Genomic DNA, 25,845 nt, shown 5'->3' on the forward strand with positions numbered 1-25,845 from the left:
TTTCCTCAGGTTGTGACCGCGTATGACAGGCGAAATGAACATCCTCCCGCTACCGCAAACCACGCCCGTGACTTCGCGGCCGCTGGTGGTGAGTGGCGACCTGCTGAAGTTACTGACGCCAATGGAGGGCCTGATCACTGCGGGCCAGACCGCCAAGGCCGAAGTGCTGTCGCTCAAGCAGGCGGATCAGACCTTTCAACTGTTGCTCAAGGTCACCCTCGACAGCGGCCGTCAGACCACGGTCCAGGCCACCAGCACGCAACCGCTGCCTCAGGGCACCAGCCTGGCGATTACCCAGCCGTCGGCGGGTAATCTGGCCGTCACCGTGCAACAGGCCATCGCCTCCAGCGTTGCCACCCTCACCCGTATCGACACCGCGCAACTGCCGGTCGGCACGCTGCTGCAAGGCAAAGTGCTGACCTCTCAGGTGTTGCCGCAAGTGCCGGGCCAGCCGACGGTGTTTCGCTCGATGGTGACTTTGCTCAACACCGCGTTGAGCGGCAGCACCCTGAACATCGACAGCCCGACGCCGCTGCGCATTGGCACCTTGCTGAGCGCGCTGGTGCAGGACACCCAAACGCTGAAGTTCGTGCCATTGAGCAGCCGCCAGGAGCAATTGGCCGTGACCCAACAACTGGTCAGTCAACAGAGCCGCCAAGGTTCGCTGGATGGCTTGCTCAAACTCCTGCAAAACCTGCCGTCCTCAAACCAGACGTCCAGTGATCTGCGTGCCGCCGTCGACAAGTTGCTTGCCGGCCTGCCCGATATTCAACAACTCAGCACACCAAAGGGACTGGCCCAGGCACTGGCCAATAGCGGACTGTTTCTTGAAGCCAAACTGCTCAGCGGTCAGAACCCGACACTGGCCCCAGACATGAAAGGCGATCTGCTCAAGCTGATCGCACAACTGACGCCAGGCCTGCCGGCCAACACCAATCTCAACGCGATCATTGCCGCCAACACACTGGCCCAGGTCATGCCGAACTTTGTACGCAGCGCCCTCGGCATGCTCGGTCAGGTCAGCGCCAAACCGCAGCCAACCAGCTTCCCGTTGCCCGAGCGCCTGCTACAAAACATGGACGGCGAAGGCGATCTCGAGCACTTGCTGCGTTTGGCAGCAGCGGCTGTTTCGCGCCTGCAAAGCCATCAACTGTCGAGCCTGGAACAGACTGGCGTCACCGACGACGGACGGTTGATGAGCACCTGGCAACTGGAAATCCCGATGCGCAATCTGCAGGACATCGTGCCGTTGCAGGTCAAGTTCCAGCGCGAAGAAGCGCCCGAGAAGGAACAGCAAAACGAACGCCGCGACGAGCGCGAACCCAAACAACAATTGTGGCGAGTGGACCTGGCGTTCGATATGGAACCCTTGGGCCCGCTGCAAATTCAGGCACAACTGATCAAAGGCAGCCTGTCCAGTCAGCTGTGGGCCGAACGCCCGTACACCGCGAGCCTGATCGAAAGCAATCTTGCTGAACTGCGCCAGCGGCTGCTGGCGTCCGGCCTGAATGTCGGCGATCTCGATTGCCATCTCGGCACACCGCCACAAGGCCCTCAAACCCGTCTTGAACAACGCTGGGTCGACGAAACCGCATGAAAAACCCCAACACCCCGCGCCAAGCCATCGCTCTCAAATACGACGGCAGCCACGCCCCTACCCTCACGGCCAAAGGTGACGAAGCACTGGCCGAAGCCATTCTGAAGATTGCCCGCGATTATGAAGTGCCCATCTACGAAAACGCCGAGCTGGTGAAACTGCTGGCGCGGATGGAATTGGGGGAGAGTATTCCGGAGGAGTTGTATCGCACGATTGCCGAGATTATTGCGTTTGCGTGGAATTTGAAGGGCAAGTTCCCCAAGGGGCAAGATCCGGATGCGCCGATGGTGGAGAAAGATATTACTGATCGCGGGGATGATTATTGAATCTTTGTTGAATGCAAAAAGATCGCAGCCTCGTTTCACTCGACAGCTCTTACATTGGAATGGTGTACGCCCTGTAGGAGCTGTCGAGTGAAACGAGGCTGCGATCTTTTGATCTTCTCAGTTCTTGTGCAACTTGCTCATCAACTCCGCCTCAGCCTGGGTCAAGCCACAAGACTGAGTCAGTTCATCGACGCTCGCGCCCATACCGACCAGTTTTGCCGCCTGGGCAAACGACAGGCTCGACGGATCGCGCTGTTCCAGCTGAGCCAGTTTGTCCGGCAACGGGCCAACCACCGCGCGCAGTTCGTGCAGGTCTTCACCCATGCGCACGTTACCGCTTTGGTAGTCCTCAACGCGCTTAGCCAAGTCCTTGATGCGCTGATCGCGCAGCGCATCGCCCTGGGCCTGTTGCGCGGCGATCAGTCGTTGGCCTCGTATGTACGCCAGAAACATCGCCAGCGTGCCTGCCCAAAAGAGGAACAGGACAATGACCGCTACCTCAAGAATCAATCAGATGTTCTCCAGGTCCGACCATTCTTCTTCGCTCATCATCTTGTCCAGCTCGACCAGGATCAGCAGTTCGTTGTTCTTGTTGCACACGCCTTGAATGAACTTGGCGGATTCTTCGTTACCGACGTTCGGCGCGGTTTCGATTTCCGACTGACGCAGGTAAACCACTTCGGCCACGCTGTCGACCATGATCCCGACCACTTGCTTGTCGGCTTCGATGATGACGATACGGGTGTTGTCGCTGATCTCGGCATTCATCAGGCCGAAGCGCTGACGGGTGTCGATCACGGTGACCACGTTACCGCGCAGGTTGATGATGCCCAGCACGTAGCTCGGGGCACCCGGGACCGGGGCGATCTCGGTGTAACGCAGGACTTCCTGAACGCGCATCACGTTGATGCCGTAGGTTTCATTGTCCAGTTTGAAGGTTACCCATTGCAGGATCGGATCTTCAGAACCTTTTGCATTCGTCGCTTGATTACTCATACCTGACCCCTCGAAAAACCGCTTCTGGCGGTGTGTGTTCTGTAGGCGGCATTCAACAATGCCGTCGCATACTTGTTATGTCGGCAGTTATGTCGGTTTGTGTAGCGGCTTGCTGCCGCCCATGTGCTTTGCCCCGCCGCTGGCGATCAACTCGGCCAGGGCGGAAACGTCCAGCAGCGCACACATATGCTCAATCACCGTGCCGGCGAGCCATGGCCGCTGACCTCGATGACTTCTCCATTTGATTTCGTTCGGGTCCAGGCGCAATGAGCGGCTGACCTGATGCACCGCCAGCCCCCACTCGTAGCCCTGAACCGAAATAACGTATTGCAGGCCCTGACGGAAATCGTCGCGGTAGCGGTCGGGCATGACCCAACGCGCGGTGTCCAATACTTTCAGGTTGCCGGCCTGGCTTGGCAGGATCCCGAGGAACCATTCCGGCTGACCGAACAGCGGTGTCAGCTCGTGGCCGGCCAAAGAATAAATCGAGCCCAGGCACACCAGCGGCACGGCCAGGGTCAACCCGGCGACATCGAACAACAGGCATTCGAACGGCTCGGCGGCCCAGGACGGACGACCCTCGGTTTCCACTGGTGGTGGCGTGTTGCTCGGTGGCAGGTGGACTTCGACCACCGGCGGCACCAAGGCTTGCAGCAGGGGGGCGATGGTCGAGACCGGCGCGAGAACCGGCGCGGGTGCTTCGATCACGGCAACCGGGGCTTTCGCCACGGGCGCGGCTACCGGCGCGGCAACCACGGCGGGTTTCTGCGCATCGCGAGCCTGCTCTTCGAGCACCGCTGCCTGGAACTCGTCCAGCGCAGCTTCAACTTCGACCGCTTCAACAACCTCAACGATTTCAACCAGCGCTTCGATTTCCGGCGGCAACTCTTCAGTCGCCTCCATCAGCAAGCTGTCCAGATAGGACTGCAGCGCCAGTTGCGGGCGCGAGGTGATTTTTACAGGGCGGTTCATCTCAAGCCACCTGCGGGACAAGTTGTGCCGCCAGCAGGTGCTTGAGCAGTGCGCGGTACGCGAGAACACCACGGCTCTTGCCGTCGAACTGCGAAGGCGTCACGCCGGCCCGGCTGGCATCGCGCAAGCGGGTATCGACCGGGATGTAGCCCTGCCAGATTTCTTCCGGATACTTGTCGCGCAACACCCGCAGCGTGCCGAGGGACGCCTGCGTGCGGCGGTCGAACAGGGTCGGCACGATGCTGAACGGCAGCGCCTGTTTACGCGAACGGTTGATCATCGCCAGGGTATTGACCATGCGCTCCAGGCCTTTGACCGCAAGGTGTTCGGTCTGCACCGGAATCACCAATTGCTGGCTCGCCGCCAAGGCATTGACCATCAGCACGCCGAGCAACGGCGGGCTGTCGATCACGGCGTAATCGAAGTCCTGCCAAAGTTGCGCCAGGCTCTTGGCAATCACCAGGCCCAGGCCGCTCTGCCCCGGCGACTGGCGCTCGAGGGTCGCGAGTGCGGTGCTTGATGGCAGCAGGGAAATACTCTCGTGGCTGGTGGGCAACAGCAACTGACCGGGCAAGCCTTGCGGCACACTACCCTTGTGCAGGAACAGGTCGTAGCTGCTGTGTTCCAGGCTGTCGGGGTCGTAACCGAAGTAGCTGGTCATGGAGCCGTGGGGGTCGAGATCGACCACAACCACGCGCTTGCCCGCCTCGGCCAGCAAACCGGCTAAAGCGATAGAGGAAGTGGTTTTACCAACACCACCCTTTTGATTGGCGACTGCCCAGACTCTCATTCGGATTGTTCCTCCCGGTCGAAATGGTCGACCGAGGAAAAGCTCAACGTATTAATGCGGGTGACGGAGAATTGACGGCACTCTCTCGTCCCGGCGACTTGACCGGGGTCGGTGCAGTTTGTGTGCCAGCACGCTTCAACGCGGCATCCGGTTTCGCGTTGGCGGTTCCGGTACCCGTGAGGCTGCGGCGTACATCGAGATTTCGCGACACCACCAGCACCACGCGACGGTTACGCGCCCGACCCTCGGCAGTGGCGTTGTTGGCCACTGGCTGGAACTCGCCGTAACCCACCGACGCCAGGCGACCGGGGTTCACACCCTGCATCGCCAGCATGCGCACGATGCTCGCGGACCGGGCCGAGGACAGCTCCCAGTTGGTCGGGTATTGCGCGGTGCGGATCGGTTGATCGTCAGTGAAGCCTTCGACGTGAATCGGGTTGTCGAACGGCTTCAGAATCGCGGCAACCTTGTCGATGATGTTGAACGCGATGTCGCTGGGCATGGCGTCGCCGCTGCCGAACAACAAACTGGAATTGAGTTCGATCTCGACCCACAGCTCGTTGCCGCGAATGGTCATCTGGTTGGAGCTGATCAGGTCGCCGAACGCCGCGCTGATGTCGTCGGCGATGCTTTTGAGCGGATCGCTGGCACCCGCGATACCGGCGTCGACCTGCTCGGCGTCTTTAACCAGCGGCTTGGCCGGGGTCACGGTCTTCGGTCGCTCGTCACCGATCGGGATCGGCTTGAGGGCGCGATCGGAGTCGGTGAAGACCCCGATCAACGCTTCGGAAATGACCTTGTACTTGCCTTCGTTGATCGAAGAAATCGAGTACATCACGACGAAGAAAGCGAACAGCAACGTAATGAAGTCGGCGTACGAAACCAGCCAACGTTCATGGTTTACGTGTTCTTCAGGTTGGCGACGACGTGCCATGGTCCATGTCTCCCATCAATCCATGAAGCCCTGAAGCTTCAACTCAATAGAGCGAGGGTTTTCACCTTCGGCGATCGACAGAATGCCTTCCAACAACATTTCGCGATAACGCGACTGCCGCAAAGCGACGGACTTGAGTTTGGCGGCAATCGGCAGCAGCACCAGGTTGGCACTGGCCACGCCGTAGATGGTCGCGACGAAGGCCACGGCAATGCCGCTACCCAGTTGCGATGGATCGGCCAGGTTGCCCATCACGTGGATCAGGCCCATCACCGCGCCGATGATGCCGATGGTCGGCGCGTAGCCGCCCATGCTTTCGAAGACTTTGGCAGCTTCGATGTCGCGGCTTTCCTGAGTGTAGAAATCCACTTCCAGGATGCTGCGGATCGCTTCCGGCTCGGCGCCGTCCACCAGCAGTTGCAGGCCTTTGCGCGAGTAGTTGTCAGATTCGGCGTCAGCCACCCCTTCCAGACCCAGCAAGCCTTCCTTGCGCGCGGTCAGGCTCCAGTTGACGACGCGATCGATGCCACCGGCGAGGTCGATGCGCGGAGGAAACAGGATCCAGGCCAGAATCTGCATGGCGCGCTTGAAGGCGCTCATCGGCGCCTGCAACAGCGCCGCACCGATGGTCCCACCGAGTACGATCAACGCCGCCGGGCCGTTGGCCAGGGCGCCGAGGTGACCGCCTTCAAGGTAGTTGCCGCCAATGATGGCGACAAACGCCATGATGATCCCGATAAGGCTTAAAACATCCATCAGATACAAGCCTCGACCAGATGCTTGCCAATATCGTCCAGGCCGTAGATCGCATCGGCGAGTTCGGCTTTGACGATTGCCATCGGCATGCCGTAGATCACGCAGCTGGCTTCATCCTGAGCCCAGATTGCACTGCCGCCCTGCTTGAGCAGACGCGCGCCTTCGCGACCATCGGCGCCCATGCCGGTCAACACGACCGCCAGAACTTTGTCACCGTAAGACTTGGCCGCGGAACCGAAGGTGATGTCCACGCACGGCTTATAGTTCAGACGTTCGTCGCCCGGGAGGATTTTCACCGCGCCACGGCCGTCGATCATCATTTGCTTGCCACCCGGCGCCAGCAACGCCAGGCCCGGACGCAGGATGTCGCCATCCTCGGCTTCCTTGACGCTGATGCGACACAGCTTGTCCAGACGCTCGGCAAAGGCCTTGGTAAAGGCGGCCGGCATGTGCTGGATCAATACGATCGGTGCGGGGAAATTGGCCGGCAATTGGGTCAGAACCCGCTGCAAGGCAACCGGACCACCTGTGGACGTACCAATGGCAACCAGTTTGTAGGCTTTGCGTTTCGGCGTCGGCGACGACGAGGCTGGCGCGTGCGTACGCGCCGGAATCGGAGCCGGTGCCGGACGCGCAGGCGCGCTGCTACCGTAGCTGCTGACGCTCGAAGGTGCAGGCGTCGGGGCGGGGGTGGCGACAGGTGCCGGAGCGCTGTAAGTGTTGGCGCGACGGTTACTGCGCGAAATGCTGAGAATCTTCTCGCACAGCAGTTGCTTGACCTTCTCCGGGTTGCGGGAGATGTCTTCGAAATTCTTCGGCAGGAAATCCACCGCGCCGGCGTCCAGCGCGTCGAGGGTTACCCGAGCGCCTTCGTGCGTCAGCGAGGAGAACATCAACACCGGGGTCGGGCAGCGCTGCATGATGTGCCGCACCGCCGTGATGCCATCCATCATCGGCATCTCGTAGTCCATGGTGATCACGTCTGGCTTGAGGGCCAGCGCCTGATCAATCGCCTCTTTTCCGTTGGTCGCCGTGCCGACGACCTGGATATTCGGATCCGCTGAAAGAATTTCCGAGACGCGGCGGCGGAAAAACCCCGAATCGTCCACCACCAGGACTTTAACTGCCATAAACACTCCGTTAGACGGAGCGAGGCTCAGTCGCCCCGCTCCACCAGAATCAAATACGCCGTGCGGCGTAACGCTTGAGCATGCTCGGAACATCGAGAATCAGCGCAATGCGGCCGTCACCGGTGATGGTGGCGCCGGACATGCCCGGGGTTCCCTGGAGCATTTTGCCCAATGGCTTGATGACCACTTCTTCCTGGCCCACCAGTTGATCGACGACGAAGCCGATCCGCTGAGTGCCCACCGAAAGGATCACGACATGGCCTTCGCGCTGCTCTTCGTGAGCGGCAGAGCTGACCAGCCAGCGTTTGAGGTAGAACAATGGCAGCGCCTTGTCCCGCACGATCACCACTTCCTGGCCGTCCACGACGTTGGTGGTCGACAGGTCGAGGTGGAAGATTTCGTTGACGTTCACCAGCGGGAACGCAAACGCCTGGTTGCCCAGCATGACCATCAGCGTCGGCATGATCGCCAGGGTCAACGGGACCTTGATGACGATCTTCGAGCCCTTGCCCTTGGTCGAATAGATATTGATGGTGCCGTTGAGCTGGGCGATTTTGGTTTTCACCACGTCCATGCCCACGCCGCGTCCGGAGACATCGGAAATTTCGGTCTTGGTCGAGAAACCCGGCGCGAAGATCAGGTTGAAGCAATCGGATTCGCTGAGGCGATCGGCTGCATCCTTGTCCATCAAGCCTTTCTTCACGGCAATGCCGCGCAGAACATCAGCGTCCATGCCCTTGCCGTCATCGGAGATCGACAGCAGGATGTGGTCGCCTTCCTGTTCAGCGGACAGGATCACCTTGCCGCTGCGAGGCTTGCCCATCGCTTCACGTTCGGCCGGCTCTTCAATACCGTGGTCGACCGAGTTGCGCACCAAGTGGACCAGCGGGTCGGCCAGGGCCTCGACGAGGTTCTTGTCGAGGTCGGTTTCTTCGCCGACCAGTTCCAGGTTGATCTCTTTCTTGAGCTGGCGAGCCAGGTCGCGAACCAGGCGCGGGAAGCGCCCGAAGACCTTCTTGATCGGTTGCATCCGGGTCTTCATGACCGCGGTTTGCAGGTCGGCCGTGACCACGTCGAGGTTCGACACGGCCTTGGACATGGCTTCGTCGCCGCTGTTGAGGCCCAGACGGACCAAGCGGTTACGCACCAGTACCAACTCGCCAACCATGTTCATGATTTCGTCGAGACGCGCGGTGTCGACCCGCACGGTGGTCTCGGCTTCGCTGGCCGGTTTTTCCGGTGGCGGCGCGGACGGGGCACGCGCCGGAGCCGGTGCTGCAGCTGCGGCAGGCTTCGGCGCTTCGGCTTTAGGCTCGGGCGCTTTGGCAACGGGTTTCGCAGCCGGTGCTGGCGCCTTGGCGACAGGAGCAGAAACCACTGCGCCAGTGCCAACCTCGGTGAACTTGCCTTTACCGTGCAATTCGTCGAGCAGTGATTCGAACTCGTGATCGGAGATCAGATCGCCGCCAGCCGCTTTAGCGGTTGGCGCAGCCGGGGCCGGGACCGCAGCAATGGCCGATTCCAGCGCATCAACGGCAAAGTTGCCCTTGCCGTGCAGCTGATCGAGCAGTGCTTCGAACTCGTCGTCGGTGATATCGGAGCTGTCGCCTGCCGCTTTCGGGGCAGCCGGTGCGGCTGGCGCCGGGGCTACCGCATCGACGGCGAACTGGCCTTTACCGTGCAGTTGATCGAGCAACGACTCGAACTCGGCATCGGTGATTTCGTCGCTGGTCGCCGCATTGCTGCTCGGCGCTGGCACGGCTGCCGGGGCTTCTGCCTGAGCCTTGACGGCGTTCAGCGAGTCCAGCAGTTGTTCGAATTCGTTATCGGTGATGTCACCCGATTCGCTCTCGGCGGCAGGTTCTTCCACCACTTCGGCGACCGGTGCCGTTTCATCGGCGGTTTGCGGCTCGGCCAGACGGGCCAGTGCCGCAAGCAATTCTGGCGTGGCAGCCGTGATCGGGCTGCGCTCGCGGACTTCGGTAAACATGCCGTTCACCGCATCCAGCGCTTCGAGAACCACGTCCATCAGTTCCGAGTCGACGCGGCGTTCACCCTTGCGCAGGATGTCGAACACGTTCTCGGCGATGTGACAGCACTCCACCAGCTCGTTGAGCTGGAGGAAGCCGGCGCCTCCTTTTACAGTGTGAAAACCGCGAAAAATTGCATTGAGCAAGTCCGCATCATCAGGTCGGCTTTCAAGCTCGACCAGCTGTTCGGACAGTTGCTCTAGAATCTCGCCGGCCTCAACCAGGAAATCCTGAAGGATCTCTTCATCGGCGCCGAAGCTCATTAAGGGGGTGCTCCTAAAGGTCTAAAAACCTAAAAACCTAAAATCCAAGACTGGATAGCAAATCGTCCACATCGTCCTGACCGGACACAACGTCTTCTCTTTTATCGGCATGAATCTGCGGACCTTCACCCTGAGAGAGATGTTTTTGCGGATCTTTTTCTGCAAGCATCGCTTCACGGTCATGTTCGATGCCCGCAAAGCGGTCCACATGACTGGCCATAAGCACGAGCTTGAGCAGGTTGCTTTCAACTTCGGTGACCAATTGGGTCACACGCTTGATCACCTGACCGGTGAGGTCCTGGTAATCCTGAGCGAGCAGAATGTCGTTGAGGTTGCTCGACACAACGCGATTGTCTTCGCTGCTGCGTGTCAGGAAACCGTCGACTCGCCGGGCCAGCTCGCGGAACTCTTCAGCCCCGACTTCGCGGCGCATGAACCGTCCCCAGTCGTTGCTCAAGGCCTGGGCTTCGTTGCTCAGGCCGTTGACCAGCGGCGTGGCGTTTTCCACCAGGTCCATGGTGCGGTTGGCAGCCGCCTCGGTCAGCTTGACCACATAACCCAGACGCTCGGTGGCATCCGTGATCTGCGAGACTTCCTCGGCTTGCGGCATGTGCGGGTCAATCTGGAAATTGACGATCGCGCTATGCAGCTCGCGAGTGAGCTTGCCCACTTCCTGATACAGGCCACGGTCACGGGTCTGATTGAGCTCATGGATCAGTTGCACAGCGTCGCCGAACCTGCCTTTTTCAAGGCTTTCGACCAGTTCGACCGCGTGTTTTTTCAGAGTCGATTCGAAATCGCCCTGTGAAGACTCGTTATGCTCCATAGCTCCCCCGTGGCGCAGTGGCTTCGCACATCAACCGATGCGTTCGAAAATCTTCTCGATTTTTTCTTTTAACGCCTGGGCCGTGAAGGGCTTGACCACATAGCCGTTAACTCCGGCCTGGGCTGCCTCGATGATTTGCTCGCGCTTGGCTTCAGCGGTCACCATCAGCACCGGCAGGTGCTTGAGCTTTTCATCGGCACGCACGTGGCGCAGCAGGTCGATACCGGTCATGCCAGGCATGTTCCAGTCTGTTACCAGAAAGTCGATGCTGCCGCTGTTGAGAACCGGAATGGCAGTAGTGCCATCGTCGGCCTCGACCGTGTTGGTGAACCCAAGGTCACGCAACAGGTTTTTAATGATCCGCCGCATCGTTGAGAAGTCATCAACGATGAGGATTTTCATGTTCTTGTCCAATTCGACCTCCAAGCAGTCTTAAACGCGCCCAGCACCTGGACGCGCCATTTCAATCAATCCGGCAAAGCACTCAATGACTGTCTGGAGCACAACAGATCGGGACCGGTACGGTTCAACACCCCACCAGCCGCGTTCGCAGTGTCCCCACACTGCCTTCAGCGCGCTCGCCACTCCCCCAAACGCCCCCGCAAACGGGCCGCGCACTGGCTGTGTAACTGGCTGACCCGAGATTCGCTGACCCCCAGGACCTCACCGATTTCCTTGAGATTCAACTCTTCGTCGTAGTACAGCGCCAACACCAGTCGCTCACGCTCCGGCAAATTGGCAATCGCGTCCGCCAGCGCCGCCTGGAAGCGTTCATCTTCCAGATCGCGTGACGGCTCGAGATGAGCACTGGCGCCATCCTCGTGCAGCCCTTCGTGTTCGCCGTCCTGCAACAGATCGTCGAAACTGAATAACCGGCTGCCCAGGGTGTCGTTCAAAATCCCGTAATAATCGTCGAGACTCAATTGGAGTTCGGCCGCAACCTCGTGATCTTTAGCGTCACGACCGGTTTTAGCTTCAATCGAGCGAATGGCGTCGCTGACCATCCGGGTATTGCGGTGGACCGAACGTGGCGCCCAGTCCCCCTTGCGTACTTCATCGAGCATCGCGCCACGGATTCGAATGCCCGCGTACGTCTCGAAACTCGCGCCTTTGCTGGCGTCGTATTTGGTCGACACTTCAAGCAGGCCGATCATCCCGGCCTGGATCAGGTCTTCGACCTGGACACTGGCCGGCAGACGCGCCAGCAAGTGGTAGGCAATGCGTTTAACCAGTGGCGCGTAACGCTCGATCAGCTCGTACTGCGCGTCACGTGCCGAATTCTTGTAGAGGTTGTAGCCACTGGCTGTCATAGCACCGGTCCTGCGGTTTGTTGCACGAGGCGCTCGACGAAAAACTCCAGGTGCCCACGCGGGTTGGCAGGTAGCGGCCAGGTATCGACCTTCTGTGCAATGGCTTTGAACGCCAGTGAGCACTTGGACCGCGGGAAGGCTTCGTAGACGGCGCGCTGCTTCTGCACAGCCTTGCGCACACTTTCGTCGTAAGGCACCGCGCCGACGTATTGTAAGGCGACGTCAAGGAAGCGATCCGTGACCTTGGTCAACTTGGCGAACAGGTTGCGCCCTTCCTGCGGGCTCTGGGCCATGTTGGCCAGGACGCGGAAACGGTTCATGCCGTAATCGCGGTTCAGCAGTTTGATCAGTGCGTAGGCATCGGTGATCGAGGTCGGTTCGTCGCAGACCACCAGCAAGACTTCCTGCGCTGCGCGAACGAAACTGACTACCGAGTCCCCAATGCCCGCAGCGGTGTCGATCACTAGCACGTCGAGGTTGTCGCCGATATCGCTGAACGCCTGGATCAGGCCGGCGTGTTGGGCCGGACTTAAATGAACCATGCTCTGTGTGCCGGACGCGGCCGGGACGATGCGAATGCCGCCAGGGCCCTGCAACAGTACGTCGCGCAGCTCGCAGCGGCCTTCGATCACGTCGGCCAAAGTACGTTTGGGTGTCAGTCCCAGCAGGACGTCGACGTTCGCCAGCCCCAGATCAGCGTCCAGCAGCATGACGCGCCGGCCGAGCTCAGCTAGAGCCAGGGACAAGTTCACTGACACGTTAGTCTTCCCGACGCCACCTTTGCCGCCGGTCACCGCGATCACCTGTACGGGATGCATGCTGCCCATGAATTTTCTTTACCTTGTCTTACTTAGACGGAGGCCACATTACTGGCTGCGCGTTCAACAACTGAACAATGCATGGCAGACCATCGATGTAGGTACAAAAACTGTTCATTAATACCTCAGCCAACCTGCTTGGTCGGGCTGTGGTAAATATCAGCGAACATGTCAGCCATGGCTTCTTCGCTGGGTTCTTCTTGCATTTGCACGCTTACGGCGCGACTGACCAACTGATGACGACGCGGTAGATGCAAATCATCCGGAATCCGCGGGCCATCGGTCAGGTAGGCCACCGGCAATTCATGACTGATGGCCAGGCTCAACACCTCGCCCAGACTTGCCGTTTCATCCAGTTTAGTCAGGATGCAGCCAGCGAGCCCACAACGCTTGTAACTGTGATAAGCGGCCGTTAGAACCTGTTTCTGGCTGGTGGTTGCCAAAACCAGGTAATTTTTTGATTTGATGCCACGACCGGCCAGGCTTTCGAGCTGCATGCGCAGTGCCGGATCGCTGGCCTGAAGGCCCGCGGTATCGATCAGCACCACGCGTTTGCGCAGCAAAGGCTCCAGCGCCTGCACCAGCGATTGGCCCGGATCGACATGCGTCACCGACACATTGAGGATCCGGCCCAACGTCTTGAGTTGTTCCTGAGCACCAATACGGTAGCTGTCCATGCTGACCAGCGCGATATTTTGCGCGCCGTACTTGAGCACGTAACGGGCCGCGAGTTTGGCCAGGGTGGTGGTCTTGCCCATGCCGGCAGGGCCGACCATGGCAATCACGCCGCCCTCTTCCAGAGGCTCGACTTCCGGTGTGGCGATCATCCGCGCCAGATGTGCCAGCAACATGCGCCAGGCCTGACGAGGTTCTTCAATATCGGTAATCAGCGCCAGCAAATCGCGCGACAACGGGCCGGACAGGCCGATGCGTTGCAGGCGACGCCAAAGATTGGCCTGGGCCGGACGGCTGCCTTGCAGCTGATTCCAGGCCAGGGAGCCGAGTTGCACTTCCATCAGTTCGCGCAGGCTGTTGAGTTCGAAACGCATCGAGTCGAACGCCCGTGGGTCGACGCCACCGGAGGCAGGTGCCGCAGCGGGTGCAGGACGACGGGGTTCGGTGTAGGTCGGCTCGATCAGCGGCTCGGCGGCGGTCAGTGGCAGGCCGGCGAATAACTGGCGATTGGTGGACTTGTCGCTCTCGCCATCGCTGCGCAGGCTCAGTTCGGCCTGGGCGGTGACGATCCGCGATTGGGTCTTGCGCAGCTCGTCTTCGAGTTCCATGTTCGGAACGCGCGGAGCCAGCGCCGACAACTTGTAATCCAGGGCAGCCGTCAGCTCGACACCACCGGCGATCCGGCGGTTGCCAATGATGGCGGCATCAGCGCCCAGCTCATCACGAACCAGTTTCATGGCCTGACGCATATCGGCGGCGAAAAAACGCTTAACTTGCATAAACCACTACCTCAGCCGTTGGGCCCTACTGTCGCAACGATGGTCACTTGCTTGTTGTCAGGAATTTCCTGGTAAGCCAACACATGCAAACCCGGGACTGCCAATCGGCCGAATCGCGACAGCATCGCGCGAACCGGACCGGCTACCAGCAGAATCACCGGCTGACCTTGCATTTCCTGACGCTGCGCCGCATCGATCAACGAGCGCTGCAGTTTCTCAGCCATGCTTGGCTCCAGCAGAACACCCTCTTCCGAGCCTTGTCCTGCCTTCTGAAGACTATTGAGCAATATTTGTTCCAACCTTGGCTCCAGCGTGATCACTGGTAGCTCGGAGTCAGTCCCTACAATGCTTTGGACGATTGCGCGGGATACGCCGACGCGCACCGCGGCCACCAGCGCGGCAGTATCTTGACTCTTGCTGGCATTGTTCGCGATGGCTTCGGCAATGCTGCGAATGTCCCGTACTGGCACCTGTTCGGCCAGCAATGCCTGCAATACTTTGAGCAGCTGCGACAGAGACACCACACCCGGCACCAGTTCTTCGGCCAGTTTTGGCGAGCTTTTGGCCAACAATTGCATGAGTTGTTGCACTTCTTCGTGACCGATCAACTCGCTCGAGTGCTTGTACAAAATCTGGTTCAAGTGGGTTGCCACCACTGTACTGGCATCGACCACGGTATAACCGAGGGATTGTGCCTGGGCACGCTGGCTGATTTCGATCCAGACTGCCTCCAGACCGAAAGCCGGATCTTTGGCGGTAATGCCATTGAGCGTACCGTAGACCTGCCCCGGGTTGATCGCCAGTTCGCGGTCCGGGTAAATTTCCGCTTCAGCTAGGATCACCCCCATCAGGGTCAGGCGATAGGCACTCGGCGCCAGGTCGAGGTTGTCACGGATATGCACGGTCGGCATCAGGAAGCCCAGGTCCTGGGACAGCTTCTTGCGCACGCCCTTGATCCGCGCCAGCAACTGACCACCCTGATTGCGGTCCACCAGCGGAATCAACCGGTAGCCGACTTCCAGGCCGATCATGTCGATCGGAGTGACGTCGTCCCAGCCAAGCTCTTTGGTTTCCTGAGCGCGAGCCGGTGATGGCAGCAGTTCCTGTTGACGCTTGACCTCTTGCAAGGCCTGAACCTTGACCACGTTCTGCTTCTTCCAGAACAGGTACGCACCGCCGGCCGCCAGGGCCGCCATGCTGAGAAAGGAGAAATGCGGCATGCCCGGCACGAGGCCCATCACTGCCATCAAACCTGCCGCCACGGCCAACGCTTTGGGCGAGGCGAACATCTGGCGATTGATCTGCTTGCCCATGTCTTCCGAACCGGAAGCACGGGTCACCATGATCGCTGCAGCTGTAGATAAAAGCAGTGATGGCAATTGCGCCACCAAACCGTCACCGATGGTCAACAAGGCGTACACCCGACCGGCATCGCCGAAGGTCATGCCGTGCTGGAAGATACCGACTGCCATGCCGCCGATCAGGTTGATGAACAGAATCAGCAGGCCGGCAATGGCGTCACCGCGAACGAACTTGCTGGCACCGTCCATGGAACCGTAGAACTCGGCTTCCTGGGCCACTTCCATCCGGCGCAGTTTGGCCTGGTTCTGATCGATCAGGCCGGCGTTCAAGTCGGCGTCGATGGCCATTTGTTTACCGGGCATCGCATCGAGGGTGAAACGCGCACTCACCTCGGAAATCCGCCCGGCACCCTTGGTCACCACGACAAAGTTGATGATCATCAAAATCGCGAAGACGACGATACCGACCACGTAGTTACCGCCGATCACCACCTCGCCGAAGGCCTGGATCACCTTGCCGGCGGCGGCATGACCGTCCTGGCCGTGGAGCATCACCACCCGCGTGGAGGCCACGTTCAGCGCCAGTCGCAGCAACGTCGCCACCAGCAGAATGGTCGGGAACACCGCAAAGTCCAGTGGCCGCAACGCGTAAACACAGACCAGCAAGACGACAATCGACAACGCGATGTTGAACGTGAAGAACACATCCAGCAGGAACGGCGGCACCGGCAACATCATCATCGCCAGCATGACCAGCAGCAACAACGGCACACCCAGATTGCCCCGACTTAAGTCGGCAACGTTTGTGCGAGCACTGTTGAGTAACTGAGAGCGATCCACCGGTATTCCCCATCCCTTGAAGCAAACTTTTTGACGCCTGAAGCAGGCGCAGAGCCGCTATTGCAAGAAGCCTTCCAACTTTTGCCGAGACAGGGAATAGAGGGTTCTATTGAGTCTCGTAGCAGCTGTCGAGCCTGCGAGGCTGCGTTCGGTTTGGGCCGCATTCGGACGCAGCAGTCGTAAACCTTTTGCGAGGACTTCGGTCGAGCGCGACCCCGGCTCGAACGCAGCCTCGCAGGCTCGGCAGCTGCTACAGGCGCAATCAGGAATCGCGTCGCAGGTCCGGCGGAATCGGCAGGTCGTCCTTGAGCGGATCCGGGCGTTTGCCCTTGCCGGCGCGGTGCTGGCGGATCTGGTAGACGTAAGCGAGCACTTGGGCGACGGCAAGGTAAAGCCCGCCGGGAATTTCCTGATCAAGCTCGGTGGAGTAGTAAATCGAACGCGCCAGTGCCGGCGACTCAAGCAGCAGCACTTCGTTGGCCACAGCGATTTCACGGATCTTCAAGGCCAGGAAGTCGCTGCCCTTGGCGATCAGCATCGGCGCCCCACCCTTGTCCGGATCGTACTTGAGCGCTACGGCGTAGTGGGTCGGGTTGGTGATGACCACATCGGCGTCGGGGATCGCCGCCATCATCCGGCGCTGGGACATTTCGCGCTGCAGCTGACGGATCCGTTGTTTAACCTCTGGCTTCCCTTCCTGATCTTTATGCTCGTCACGCACTTCCTGCTTGGTCATCAGCAGTTTCTTGTGGCTTTCCCAAAGCTGCACCGGTACGTCCACCGCGGCAATAACGATCAGCCCGCAAGACATCCATAACGTACTCCAGCCCACCACCTGCAGGCAGTGAATGACGGCCAGCTCCAACGGTTCGTGGGCGATGCGTATCAGGTCATCGATGTCTGACGATAACACCTGCAGGGCCACAGCCAGGATGATCAAAAACTTCGCAAACGCCTTAAGCAACTCCGCCACCGCCTTGAACGAAAACATTCGCTTGAGGCCGGCGGCAGGGTTCATCCGACTGAATTTCGGTGCCAGGGAACCCGCTGCGAATAGCCATCCACCAAGGGAAATCGGCCCGATCAACGCTGCCAGCACCAGGGTGATCATGATCGGCTGAATCGCCAGCAAGGCCGTCAGCCCTGAACTCAACAGGTAAGTGCTCATGGAGCGCTGATCGAGAATGACTTCACGCGACAGGGAGAAATTCTGCCGCATCAATTCCATCAAGTCTTGCGCCAGCGCCCCGCCGAAAATCAGCAGCGCACCGGAACCCGCCAACATGATCGCCAGCGTGTTGAGCTCTTTGGAGCGCGCGATCTCGCCCTTCTCGCGAGAGTCCTTCTTGCGCTTCTCGGTGGGGTCTTCTGTTTTGTCCTGACCGCTTTCGCTCTCAGCCATGACTCAGCGCGCCCGTGCCAGTTCGCGTAACAACTGCAAGGCCTCGGAGGCCAGCGGTTGATACTGATTGATAATGTCCGCCAGCCCGACCCAGACGATGAATAGCCCAAGCACCAGCGTCAGCGGAAAGCCGATAGAAAAGATGTTCAACTGCGGCGCAGCCCGGGTCATCACGCCAAAGGCAATGTTGACCACCAGCAACGCAGTAATCGCCGGCAACACCAGCAACAGCGCGGCACCGAGAACCCAGCCGAGCTTGCCGGCCAGTTCCCAGAAATGATTGACCATCAACCCGCTACCGACCGGCAGCGTAGTGAAGCTTTCAGTGAGGACTTCGAACACCACCAGATGGCCGTTCATGGACAGGAACAACAGCGTCACCAGCATGGTGAAGAACTGCCCGATCACGGCCACCGACACGCCGTTGGTAGGGTCGACCATCGAAGCGAAGCCCATGCCCATCTGGATGGAGACAATCTGCCCCGCGACCACAAAGGCCTGGAAGAACAACTGCAAAGAGAACCCCAGCACTGCACCGACGAGGATCTGCTCGGCAATCAGCAGCAGCCCGCTCAAGTCCAGCGCATTGACCGGCGGCATCGGCGGCAGGCCGGGAGCGATGACCAACGTAATCGCCAGGGCGAAATAAAGGCGCACTCGCGTGGGCACCAGGGTCGTGCCGAACACCGGCATGACCATCAGCAAGGCGCCGACGCGAAACAGCGGCAGCATGAACGTCGCCACCCAGGTACTGATCTGGGTATCGGTCAGTTGGAGCAGCGACATGGTTTAGCCGATGACCTGAGGAATACTGCCGTACAACTGCAGGATGTATTCCATGAAGGTCTGCACCAGCCATGGACCGGCGACGATCAACGTCACCAGCATCACCAGCAGGCGCGGCAGGAAGCTCAGGGTCTGTTCGTTGATCTGCGTAGCGGCCTGGAACATCGCCACCAACAGGCCCACGAGCAAACTCGGAATCACCAGCACGGCAACCATCATGGTGGTCAGCCACAGTGCTTCCCGGAAGATGTCTACCGCAACTTCTGGCGTCATGGCGATACACCGCCGAAGCTGCTCGCCAGCGTACCGATGATCAACGCCCAGCCATCCACCAGTACGAACAGCATGATCTTGAATGGCAGGGAAATGATCAGCGGCGAGAGCATCATCATACCCATGGCCATCAGGACACTGGCCACGACCAGGTCGATGATCAGGAACGGAATGAAGATCATGAAGCCGATCTGGAACGCGGTTTTCAGTTCGGAGGTAACGAACGCCGGAACCAGAATCGTCAGCGGCGCCTGATCGGGCGAGGCGATATCAGTGCGTTTGGACAAGCGCATGAACAACTCCAGATCGCTGCTGCGAGTCTGGGCGAGCATGAAATCCTTGATCGGCACCTGCGCCTTGGCCACGGCGTCTTGAGCGGTGAGTTTCTCCGCCAGATACGGCTGCAAGGCATCCTGATTAACCCGGTCGAATACCGGCGCCATGATGAACAGGGTCAGGAACAGCGCCATGCCCGTGAGGATCTGGTTCGACGGCGTTTGTTGCAGGCCCAGGGCCTGACGCAGGATCGAGAAGACGATAATGATCCGGGTGAAACTGGTCATCAGCATGACGAACGCCGGGATAAAACTCAGCGCAGTCATGATCAGCAGGATTTGCAGGCTGACCGAATACTCCTGAGCGCCGTTGGCATTGGTACCCAAGGTAATCGCCGGGATCGACAACGGATCGGCGGCGAACACCAACGGCGCGGCCAGCATCAGGGCCAGCGTCAAGACGATGCGTAGCGCACCCATTACTTCTTATCCTTATGATCCTTGCCCATCAGCTCCATCAGGCGCTGGGCAAACTCGGGGGTCGCTTTTTCAGTCCCGCTGGGCACTTGCACCGGCTCCTTGAGCACGTGCAACGCGGTGATGGTGCCGGGGCTCAAGCCAAGCAGAATCTGCTCGTTGCCGACCTGCACCAGCATCAGACGGTCACGCGGGCCCAGCGCGCGGGAACCGATCAGCTCGATCACCTGCCCCTTGCCGGCCGGTCCGGCCTGCTGCACCCGTCGCAGCAACCAGGCGAGGAAGAAGATCAACCCCAGCACCAGCAGCAAACCGAACACCAACTGCGTCAATTGCCCGGCCACACCGCTGCTGACCGCGGGTGCGGCGGCCGCAGTAGCGGTCGCTACCGGCTCGGCTGCCAAAACACTGAACGGCAACGCCAGCACAAACCCCAGAACCTTTTTCACTCAGCGCAGCTTCTTGATGCGTTCGCTTGGGCTGATCACGTCAGTCAGGCGGATGCCGAACTTCTCGTTGACCACCACCACTTCACCGTGAGCGATGAGCGTGCCGTTGACCAGTACGTCCAGCGGCTCACCGGCCAGACGATCGAGCTCGATCACCGATCCCTGGTTAAGCTGCAGCAGGTTGCGGATGTTGATGTCAGTGCTGCCGACTTCCATGGAAATCGACACCGGAATGTCGAGGATCACGTCCAGGTTAGGACCGTCGAGGGTGACCGGATCGTTATTTTTCGGCACGCTGCCGAACTCTTCCATCGGCAGACGGTTGGACGGCGAACTGGCGGCATCGGCGGCCAGCAAGGCGTCGATATCGTCCTGCCCGGCGTCGCCGGTTTCTTCCAGGGCCGCAGCCCATTCATCGGCCAGCGCCTGGTCGTCCTGGGTGTTCATATCGTTAGCCATCAATTTGTCCTCGGCGGGCATCCATTCAATCAGGAGCCGTCAGTTAAAAGCACAGGGGGGTTGGAGCGCCGATCAGCGGCGCTCGATCGGCTCGATCACTTGCAACGCGAGGTTGCCTTTGTGCGACCCCATCTTGACCTTGAACGCAGGCACGCCGTTGGCGCGCATGATCATCTCATCCGGCATCTCGACCGGGATAATGTCCCCCGGCTGCATGTGCAAAATGTCCCGCAGGCGCAACTGGCGACGGGCAACCGTGGCACCGATCGGCACGTCTACGTCCAGCACGTCCTGGCGCAAGGCGTTGACCCAGCGCTCGTCCTGATCGTCGAGATCCGACTGGAAGCCGGCGTCGAGCATTTCGCGTACGGGTTCGATCATCGAGTACGGCATGGTCACGTGCAGGTCGCCGCCACCGCCATCGAGTTCGATGTGGAAGGTCGACACCACAATCGCTTCGCTCGGGCCGACGATATTGGCCATGGCCGGGTTCACTTCCGAGTTGATGTACTCGAAGTTCACTTCCATGATCGCCTGCCAGGCTTCCTTCAAATCGACGAAGGCCTGTTCCAGCACCATGCGCACCACACGCAGTTCTGTGGGGGTGAATTCACGCCCTTCGATCTTCGCGTGACGGCCGTCGCCGCCGAAGAAGTTGTCCACCAGTTTGAACACCAGTTTGGCGTCGAGGATGAACAACGCGGTGCCGCGCAACGGTTTGATCTTGACCAGGTTGAGGCTGGTCGGCACGTACAGCGAGTGCACGTATTCGCCGAACTTCATCACCTGCACGCCACCGACGGCAACGTCCGCCGAGCGGCGCAGCATGTTGAACATGCTGATGCGGGTGTAACGGGCGAAACGCTCGTTGATCATTTCCAGGGTCGGCATACGTCCACGGACGATGCGATCCTGGCTGGTCAGGTCGTAGCTTTTGACACTGCCGGGTTCAGCAGCGGTATCGGTCTGTACCAGACCATCGTCGACGCCATGCAACAGCGCATCGATCTCATCCTGGGACAGCAGGTCCTGCACGGCCATGTCGTGTTCCTACTGCAGTACGAAATTAGTGAAAAGCAACTGTTCGATGACCACTTTGCCGAGTTCTTTCTGCGCCACTTCCTGGACGCTGGCCGTGGCTTTCTGACGCAACATTTCCTGGCCGACCGGCGACGCCAGGGTGGCGAAGTCCTGTCCGGAGAACAGCATGACCAGGTTATTGCGGATGACAGGCATGTGAACTTTGAGCGCTTCCAGATCAGCTTGATTGCGACCCTGCATGGTGATGCTCACCTGCATGTAGCGCTGACGACCGTTCTGGTTGTAGTTGGCCACGAAGGCCGGAGCCATGGGCTCGAAAATCGCTGGCTGCTTGCCGACCGGGGCGGTTTCGGCTGCGGCGGCAGGCTTGCTCTGGGCGCTGTGCATGAAGAACCAGGTCGCTCCCACGGACAAGCCGATCGCCAGCAGCAGGGCCACCACGATCACAATGATCAGCTTGAGTTTGCCTTTGGTTGCGGGGTCTTTTACTGCTGCTTCGCTCTTCGCCATGCCAATAATCCGTCACTATTCGGGTTTTCACAGTCGCACGGCAAGGCAAGAGCAAGTGTTATGCCAGAAGTGTCTGGAGACATGGGAGACGGCGGATGACGACCCACCACAAAACAAATGTGGGAGCGGCGGTGCGACGATTCGACTTGCTCGCGAATACGGTTGAACATTCAACATTTCTGTTGTCTGACACACCGCCTTCGCGAGCAAGTCGAATCGTCGCACCGCCGCTCCCACAGGGGTTTTGCGTTTGATCAGGCGTAGTAGTCGACTGCGCTGGAGCCGATGACGCTGGTGGTGCTGGCCACTACTTCGGTAGCTGTTGGCGCAAGCTCCTCATCCATGGAATCGAGGCGACCACCGCTGGCGTTAGTGCGTCCGCCCTGGCCTTGACCTTGTTGAGCCTGTTCCTGCCCTTGGCCCTGCCAGCCACGGGACTGGTCGGACACATTGACGTCGACCTGACCCATGCCCTGCTGCGCAAACATGTCACGCAGGCGATGCATCTGCCCGTCCAGCGCTTCGCGAACACTTGGATGGGCGCTCATGAACGTCACCTGGGTCTGCTGATCCGGAACCATGTTCACCCGAATGTCCAGGCGCCCCAGTTCAGCCGGTTGCAACTGGATGTCGGCGGCCTTGAGATTGGCACTGGACAGGTACATGACCCGGTTCACTACTTCTTCGGTCCAGCCACTCTGATGCATGGCGATCGGTTGATTCACCGGCAATGCGTTGGCGGTTTTCGGCGTGGCCGCCTGGGTCAGTGCCGCCAGACGGTTGGCGAAATCGTCGACCCGGGTATCGCTACTCGCGGACTTCAGGTCCTTGAGACCGTCATCGATAAGACCACCGAAGGCCTTGTCGCCGCCCTGGCCGGTGCTGTCCTTGTCGGCTTGCACATCGAGCATGCTCGCCATGCCTGCGGCGAAGGTCTGCGCCGAGGTTGACTCGCCGTCGGCCTGGGCCTGGGCCTGGGTCGGTGCCTGGGTCGGCGCCGCTTTGGGCTGAGCCTGACTCGCAGCCGAAATATGGCCGCCCCGCTCCATGGCCATACGCACGGCCGGCAACGCATCGAGAGGATCGGCTTCGGGATCGAAATCGCTATCCACCGTTGCAGCAGCAACTGGCGCCGCAGTCACTGCCGCAGCAACTGGCGCTTCGACCTGCGGCGCCACGGTGACGACCACTGGAGGGGCTTGCGGAACGGGGGTTGCCACCACTGCCTGCAACGGTGGCAGTAACGAAGGATCGAGGGCTGGATCAACCGGCGCGGTGTCGACTACCGGCGTTTCGGCAGCCTCCGACGCATCATCGCTGGCAGTCTTGTCGTCAGCCTGCGCCGGTTTATCGGCGGGCAAGGATTTGCCGCTATCGGCAACCGCAGGTTCCGGGGCGGCAGACGTGTCGTTGCTGACGTCCTTTTTATCAGGGCTGTCCGGCGCTTTATCGCGTATCGGCTTGGCCGATCCATCACCCACCGCAGAGGGTTTGTTCCGGGCTTGATTGGCGTAGACCTGAGCGAAGCTGGATGCCTTGTCCCCAGGCTCAGCGGCCAGCGCCGGTGTATTGGCGGAAGCGGCTTGAGTCTTGGCCTGCGCGGCGGCCTGAAGAAGCATATTGGGAGTAACGGGCATGGAACGGTCTCCGCTGCACTGGGATCGTAGGTACAGTTGACGGAGATTAGTGCAAAGGTCGCGCCAGGTTTGAGTGATAGGCGCTAAAAGCGCCGGACGGTCTCATTGGCAGAGAGAGAACGCTGACGCTCGGCCTCATAGAGCGGCCGGACAAACGCAAATTCGTCATCAATTTCGCCCACCAGTTTTTCAATGCCGGCGAGACTTTTTTGCTTGGCGCGCTGCTCCAGCTCATGGCACAACTCAGCCAGGCGAATGGCGCCCATGTTGCTGCTGCTGCCCTTGAAACTATGGGCGGCATTCATGAGCTGCGCAGCATCTTCAACCTTTCGCAAGATGCGCAAACGCTCTTCGGAATCGGCGAGAAAGGTATCCAGCAACGTCGGATACTCATCCTCCATGACCTCTTGCAACGCGTTCAGTACGTCGCGGTCCAGGTGTGTGTCAGCCACTTGCTCACTCCTTGATCAAGAATGCGTGGATTATGCCAGAGCCTCCCAGAAAAACTCCACGCGGGCACTTCGACCATCGTCGGACCAACTCGCATTGTGGCCCAGCTGACGGATCAGACTGACGCCACGTCCCGACAGACGGACACCATCCACGGGCAGCTCCATCACCCGCGCGACATCGAAACCCTTGCCACTGTCTTCAACCCGAACAGCCAGGCACCCGCCATCGCCCTTGGGTGTCACCTGCAAATGCACCCGCACGAAGCCGTCCTGCAACTCGTCCAAGCGTGTATTGCGTTGTTGATAATAGCGGGTAAAACCCGAGGCATCACGCTTGAGCGCCGAATCCAGCCCCAGCACTCCATGCTCCAGGGCATTGGAATACAGTTCGGCCAACACACTGTAGAGCGCCCCGCTCTGAGCCCGCAGACCGTGGACCTCAAGCAGCAATTGCAGAAGATACGGCAGCGGATTGAAGCGTTTGAGCGTGGCGGCGCGGAATTCGAAACTCACTGACCAGTCCAGCGGGCAGGACTGACCACTGTCGGAATACACCAGCGCCGGCGGGCTCAGTTGTGCGGCCTCCAGCAGACTGACCTCGACCATGCTCACGTCATCACGGGCCTCGCCGCGAAAGTCCCGCAACGCCTGCTCGATCTCTTCGAACAACTCATCAGGCTGACGATTGGCCGCAAACACCTGCTGCAATCGCTCCACACCAAACAACTGTTCGTTGGCATCGCAGGTATCGATCACCCCGTCGGACAACAGGAAGATCCGATCCCCGACCGCCATCGGAAACACCTCGGTGCGGTCATCAAAGGATTGCGGGCTCAGCACGCCAAGCGGCAAATGCCGAGCCGTCAGGGGCGTGCGCTCACCGCTGGCGATGCTGTGCAGATATCCGTCCGGCATTCCGCCGTTCCACACCTCCACCGAGCGTCGCTGAAAACTCAGGCACAGCAGCGTTGCACAACAGAACATGTCCACCGGCAGGATGCGCTTGAGCTTGGCATTCATCTCGCGCAGGGTTTCGGACAGGCCGTAACCCTTGGCGGTCATGCCATAGAAAACTTCGGCCAAGGGCATGGCACCGACCGCGGCCGGCAAACCGTGACCGGTAAAATCGCCGAGCAGCACGTGCATGTCGCCGGCCGGGGTGAACGCGGCCAGCAGCAGATCGCCGTTGAACAACGCATAAGGCGATTGCAGGTAGCGGATATTGGGTGCATTCAGGCAGCCGGAGTGGGCCACCTTGTCGAACACGGCTTTGGCCACCCGCTGCTCGTTGAGCAGGTAGTCGTGGTGCCTGGCGATCTGGTCGCGCTGTTGCAACACCGTGGCCTGCAACCGCCGCAAGCGGTCCATCGCCTTGATCTTGGCGGCGAGGATCACCTGGTTGTAGGGCTTGGCCAGAAAGTCATCGCCCCCAGCCTCCAGACAGCGGGCCAGCGCTTCGCTTTCGGTCAGCGACGTCAGGAAGATGATCGGCACCAGGGTTTCCCCGGCCAATACCTTGATCTGCCGCGCCGCCTCGAAACCGTCCATCACTGGCATCATCGCGTCCATGAGCACCAGTTGCGGTCGTTGCTGACGAAACGCTTCAACGGCTTCGGCACCGTTGGCGGCCGTCAGCACCTCATGCCCCTGACGACGGACGATGGTCGACAGCAGCATGCGATCGGCCGCGCTGTCTTCAGCGATCAGGATCGTCAGCGGTTCGAACGGCGACTGCATGCCG

The 25,845-nt window shown here is 59.9% G+C and carries 27 protein-coding genes; 2 read left to right on the forward strand and 25 right to left on the reverse strand.

Going from position 1 to position 25,845, the window contains the following annotated elements:
* Nucleotides 1-22: 22 nt before the first annotated feature.
* On the forward strand, nucleotides 23-1,597 hold the full coding sequence (locus KGB23_RS14455) for a flagellar hook-length control protein FliK (protein ID WP_223431590.1): 1,575 nt from the start codon (nucleotides 23-25) through the stop codon (nucleotides 1,595-1,597).
* The gene (locus KGB23_RS14460; RefSeq protein ID WP_150655116.1) at nucleotides 1,594-1,923 is read left to right on the forward strand and encodes an EscU/YscU/HrcU family type III secretion system export apparatus switch protein; all 330 of its coding nucleotides are present in this window, start codon (nucleotides 1,594-1,596) and stop codon (nucleotides 1,921-1,923) included. Before KGB23_RS14455 ends, KGB23_RS14460 begins: the two co-directional genes overlap by 4 nt.
* A gap of 117 nt (nucleotides 1,924-2,040) precedes the next feature.
* Here the strand turns inward: KGB23_RS14460 and KGB23_RS14465 are convergent, their stop codons facing one another.
* The 25 genes from KGB23_RS14465 to KGB23_RS14585 all read right to left on the reverse strand — a co-directional run bounded on the left by KGB23_RS14465 (nucleotide 2,041) and on the right by KGB23_RS14585 (nucleotide 25,841).
* Nucleotides 2,041-2,433 carry a DUF2802 domain-containing protein gene (locus tag KGB23_RS14465; RefSeq protein ID WP_056742068.1) on the reverse strand — a complete coding sequence of 131 codons (393 nt, stop codon included), beginning with the start codon at nucleotides 2,431-2,433 and terminating at the stop codon, nucleotides 2,041-2,043.
* Complete coding sequence (locus KGB23_RS14470) at nucleotides 2,434-2,919, reverse strand: chemotaxis protein CheW (protein WP_008155806.1); 486 nt, start codon at nucleotides 2,917-2,919, stop codon at nucleotides 2,434-2,436. It lies immediately after the preceding gene.
* An 87-nt stretch (nucleotides 2,920-3,006) separates the two neighbouring features.
* On the reverse strand, nucleotides 3,007-3,891 hold the full coding sequence (locus tag KGB23_RS14475; RefSeq protein ID WP_223431591.1) for a CheW domain-containing protein: 885 nt from the start codon (nucleotides 3,889-3,891) through the stop codon (nucleotides 3,007-3,009).
* 1 nt (nucleotide 3,892) lies between these two features.
* Nucleotides 3,893-4,681 carry a ParA family protein gene (locus KGB23_RS14480; RefSeq protein ID WP_046046365.1) on the reverse strand — a complete coding sequence of 263 codons (789 nt, stop codon included), beginning with the start codon at nucleotides 4,679-4,681 and terminating at the stop codon, nucleotides 3,893-3,895.
* 43 nt (nucleotides 4,682-4,724) lie between these two features.
* Nucleotides 4,725-5,615 carry a flagellar motor protein MotD gene (gene motD, locus KGB23_RS14485; RefSeq protein WP_008155811.1) on the reverse strand — a complete coding sequence of 297 codons (891 nt, stop codon included), beginning with the start codon at nucleotides 5,613-5,615 and terminating at the stop codon, nucleotides 4,725-4,727.
* Between the two features lie 15 nt (nucleotides 5,616-5,630).
* Nucleotides 5,631-6,371, reverse strand: a complete 741-nt coding sequence (locus tag KGB23_RS14490; protein WP_223431592.1) for a flagellar motor protein — start codon at nucleotides 6,369-6,371, stop codon at nucleotides 5,631-5,633.
* Complete coding sequence (locus KGB23_RS14495) at nucleotides 6,371-7,501, reverse strand: chemotaxis response regulator protein-glutamate methylesterase (protein ID WP_223431593.1); 1,131 nt, start codon at nucleotides 7,499-7,501, stop codon at nucleotides 6,371-6,373. The genes KGB23_RS14490 and KGB23_RS14495 overlap by 1 nt, the downstream gene beginning before the upstream one ends.
* Nucleotides 7,502-7,550: 49 nt before the next feature.
* A complete protein-coding gene (locus tag KGB23_RS14500) occupies nucleotides 7,551-9,794 on the reverse strand; it encodes a chemotaxis protein CheA (RefSeq protein WP_223431594.1) in 2,244 nt (747 codons plus the stop codon).
* A gap of 37 nt (nucleotides 9,795-9,831) precedes the next feature.
* Complete coding sequence (locus KGB23_RS14505) at nucleotides 9,832-10,620, reverse strand: protein phosphatase CheZ (RefSeq protein WP_223431595.1); 789 nt, start codon at nucleotides 10,618-10,620, stop codon at nucleotides 9,832-9,834.
* Between the two features lie 30 nt (nucleotides 10,621-10,650).
* The gene (locus tag KGB23_RS14510; RefSeq protein ID WP_003183998.1) at nucleotides 10,651-11,022 is read right to left on the reverse strand and encodes a chemotaxis response regulator CheY; all 372 of its coding nucleotides are present in this window, start codon (nucleotides 11,020-11,022) and stop codon (nucleotides 10,651-10,653) included.
* A gap of 167 nt (nucleotides 11,023-11,189) precedes the next feature.
* Nucleotides 11,190-11,930 carry an RNA polymerase sigma factor FliA gene (fliA, locus tag KGB23_RS14515; protein ID WP_095080132.1) on the reverse strand — a complete coding sequence of 247 codons (741 nt, stop codon included), beginning with the start codon at nucleotides 11,928-11,930 and terminating at the stop codon, nucleotides 11,190-11,192.
* Nucleotides 11,927-12,757 carry a flagellar synthesis regulator FleN gene (fleN, locus tag KGB23_RS14520; protein ID WP_008001746.1) on the reverse strand — a complete coding sequence of 277 codons (831 nt, stop codon included), beginning with the start codon at nucleotides 12,755-12,757 and terminating at the stop codon, nucleotides 11,927-11,929. The genes fliA and fleN overlap by 4 nt, the downstream gene beginning before the upstream one ends.
* 116 nt (nucleotides 12,758-12,873) lie before the next feature.
* Nucleotides 12,874-14,202, reverse strand: coding sequence for a flagellar biosynthesis protein FlhF (gene flhF / locus KGB23_RS14525; RefSeq protein ID WP_008155822.1), 1,329 nt, complete (start codon nucleotides 14,200-14,202; stop codon nucleotides 12,874-12,876).
* A gap of 11 nt (nucleotides 14,203-14,213) precedes the next feature.
* On the reverse strand, nucleotides 14,214-16,343 hold the full coding sequence (gene flhA / locus KGB23_RS14530; RefSeq protein ID WP_033053491.1) for a flagellar biosynthesis protein FlhA: 2,130 nt from the start codon (nucleotides 16,341-16,343) through the stop codon (nucleotides 14,214-14,216).
* A 262-nt stretch (nucleotides 16,344-16,605) separates the two neighbouring features.
* A complete protein-coding gene (gene flhB / locus KGB23_RS14535) occupies nucleotides 16,606-17,745 on the reverse strand; it encodes a flagellar biosynthesis protein FlhB (RefSeq protein WP_223431596.1) in 1,140 nt (379 codons plus the stop codon).
* A gap of 3 nt (nucleotides 17,746-17,748) precedes the next feature.
* Nucleotides 17,749-18,531 (reverse strand): flagellar biosynthetic protein FliR, encoded by a 783-nt coding sequence (fliR, locus tag KGB23_RS14540; protein WP_223431597.1) that lies wholly within the window; start codon nucleotides 18,529-18,531, stop codon nucleotides 17,749-17,751.
* 3 nt (nucleotides 18,532-18,534) lie between these two features.
* Entirely contained in the window at nucleotides 18,535-18,804 is a 270-nt protein-coding gene (fliQ, locus tag KGB23_RS14545; protein ID WP_007948918.1) for a flagellar biosynthesis protein FliQ, read from the reverse strand.
* Entirely contained in the window at nucleotides 18,801-19,559 is a 759-nt protein-coding gene (gene fliP / locus KGB23_RS14550; RefSeq protein WP_223431598.1) for a flagellar type III secretion system pore protein FliP, read from the reverse strand. Before fliP ends, fliQ begins: the two co-directional genes overlap by 4 nt.
* Complete coding sequence (gene fliO, locus KGB23_RS14555) at nucleotides 19,559-20,005, reverse strand: flagellar biosynthetic protein FliO (protein WP_149629157.1); 447 nt, start codon at nucleotides 20,003-20,005, stop codon at nucleotides 19,559-19,561. The genes fliP and fliO overlap by 1 nt, the downstream gene beginning before the upstream one ends.
* On the reverse strand, nucleotides 20,006-20,464 hold the full coding sequence (gene fliN / locus KGB23_RS14560; RefSeq protein ID WP_008151080.1) for a flagellar motor switch protein FliN: 459 nt from the start codon (nucleotides 20,462-20,464) through the stop codon (nucleotides 20,006-20,008).
* Between the two features lie 72 nt (nucleotides 20,465-20,536).
* A complete protein-coding gene (gene fliM, locus KGB23_RS14565; RefSeq protein ID WP_008151077.1) occupies nucleotides 20,537-21,505 on the reverse strand; it encodes a flagellar motor switch protein FliM in 969 nt (322 codons plus the stop codon).
* Between the two features lie 9 nt (nucleotides 21,506-21,514).
* Complete coding sequence (fliL, locus tag KGB23_RS14570; RefSeq protein WP_033055987.1) at nucleotides 21,515-22,015, reverse strand: flagellar basal body-associated protein FliL; 501 nt, start codon at nucleotides 22,013-22,015, stop codon at nucleotides 21,515-21,517.
* A gap of 254 nt (nucleotides 22,016-22,269) precedes the next feature.
* Entirely contained in the window at nucleotides 22,270-23,652 is a 1,383-nt protein-coding gene (locus KGB23_RS14575; RefSeq protein WP_223431599.1) for a flagellar hook-length control protein FliK, read from the reverse strand.
* Nucleotides 23,653-23,735: 83 nt separating this feature from the next.
* The gene (locus tag KGB23_RS14580; RefSeq protein WP_223431600.1) at nucleotides 23,736-24,104 is read right to left on the reverse strand and encodes an Hpt domain-containing protein; all 369 of its coding nucleotides are present in this window, start codon (nucleotides 24,102-24,104) and stop codon (nucleotides 23,736-23,738) included.
* Between the two features lie 30 nt (nucleotides 24,105-24,134).
* On the reverse strand, nucleotides 24,135-25,841 hold the full coding sequence (locus KGB23_RS14585) for a fused response regulator/phosphatase (RefSeq protein WP_223431601.1): 1,707 nt from the start codon (nucleotides 25,839-25,841) through the stop codon (nucleotides 24,135-24,137).
* Nucleotides 25,842-25,845 lie beyond the last annotated feature (4 nt).

It is taken from the genome of Pseudomonas sp. GL-B-26 (assembly GCF_019947405.1).
In the GTDB taxonomy this organism is placed as follows: domain Bacteria; phylum Pseudomonadota; class Gammaproteobacteria; order Pseudomonadales; family Pseudomonadaceae; genus Aquipseudomonas.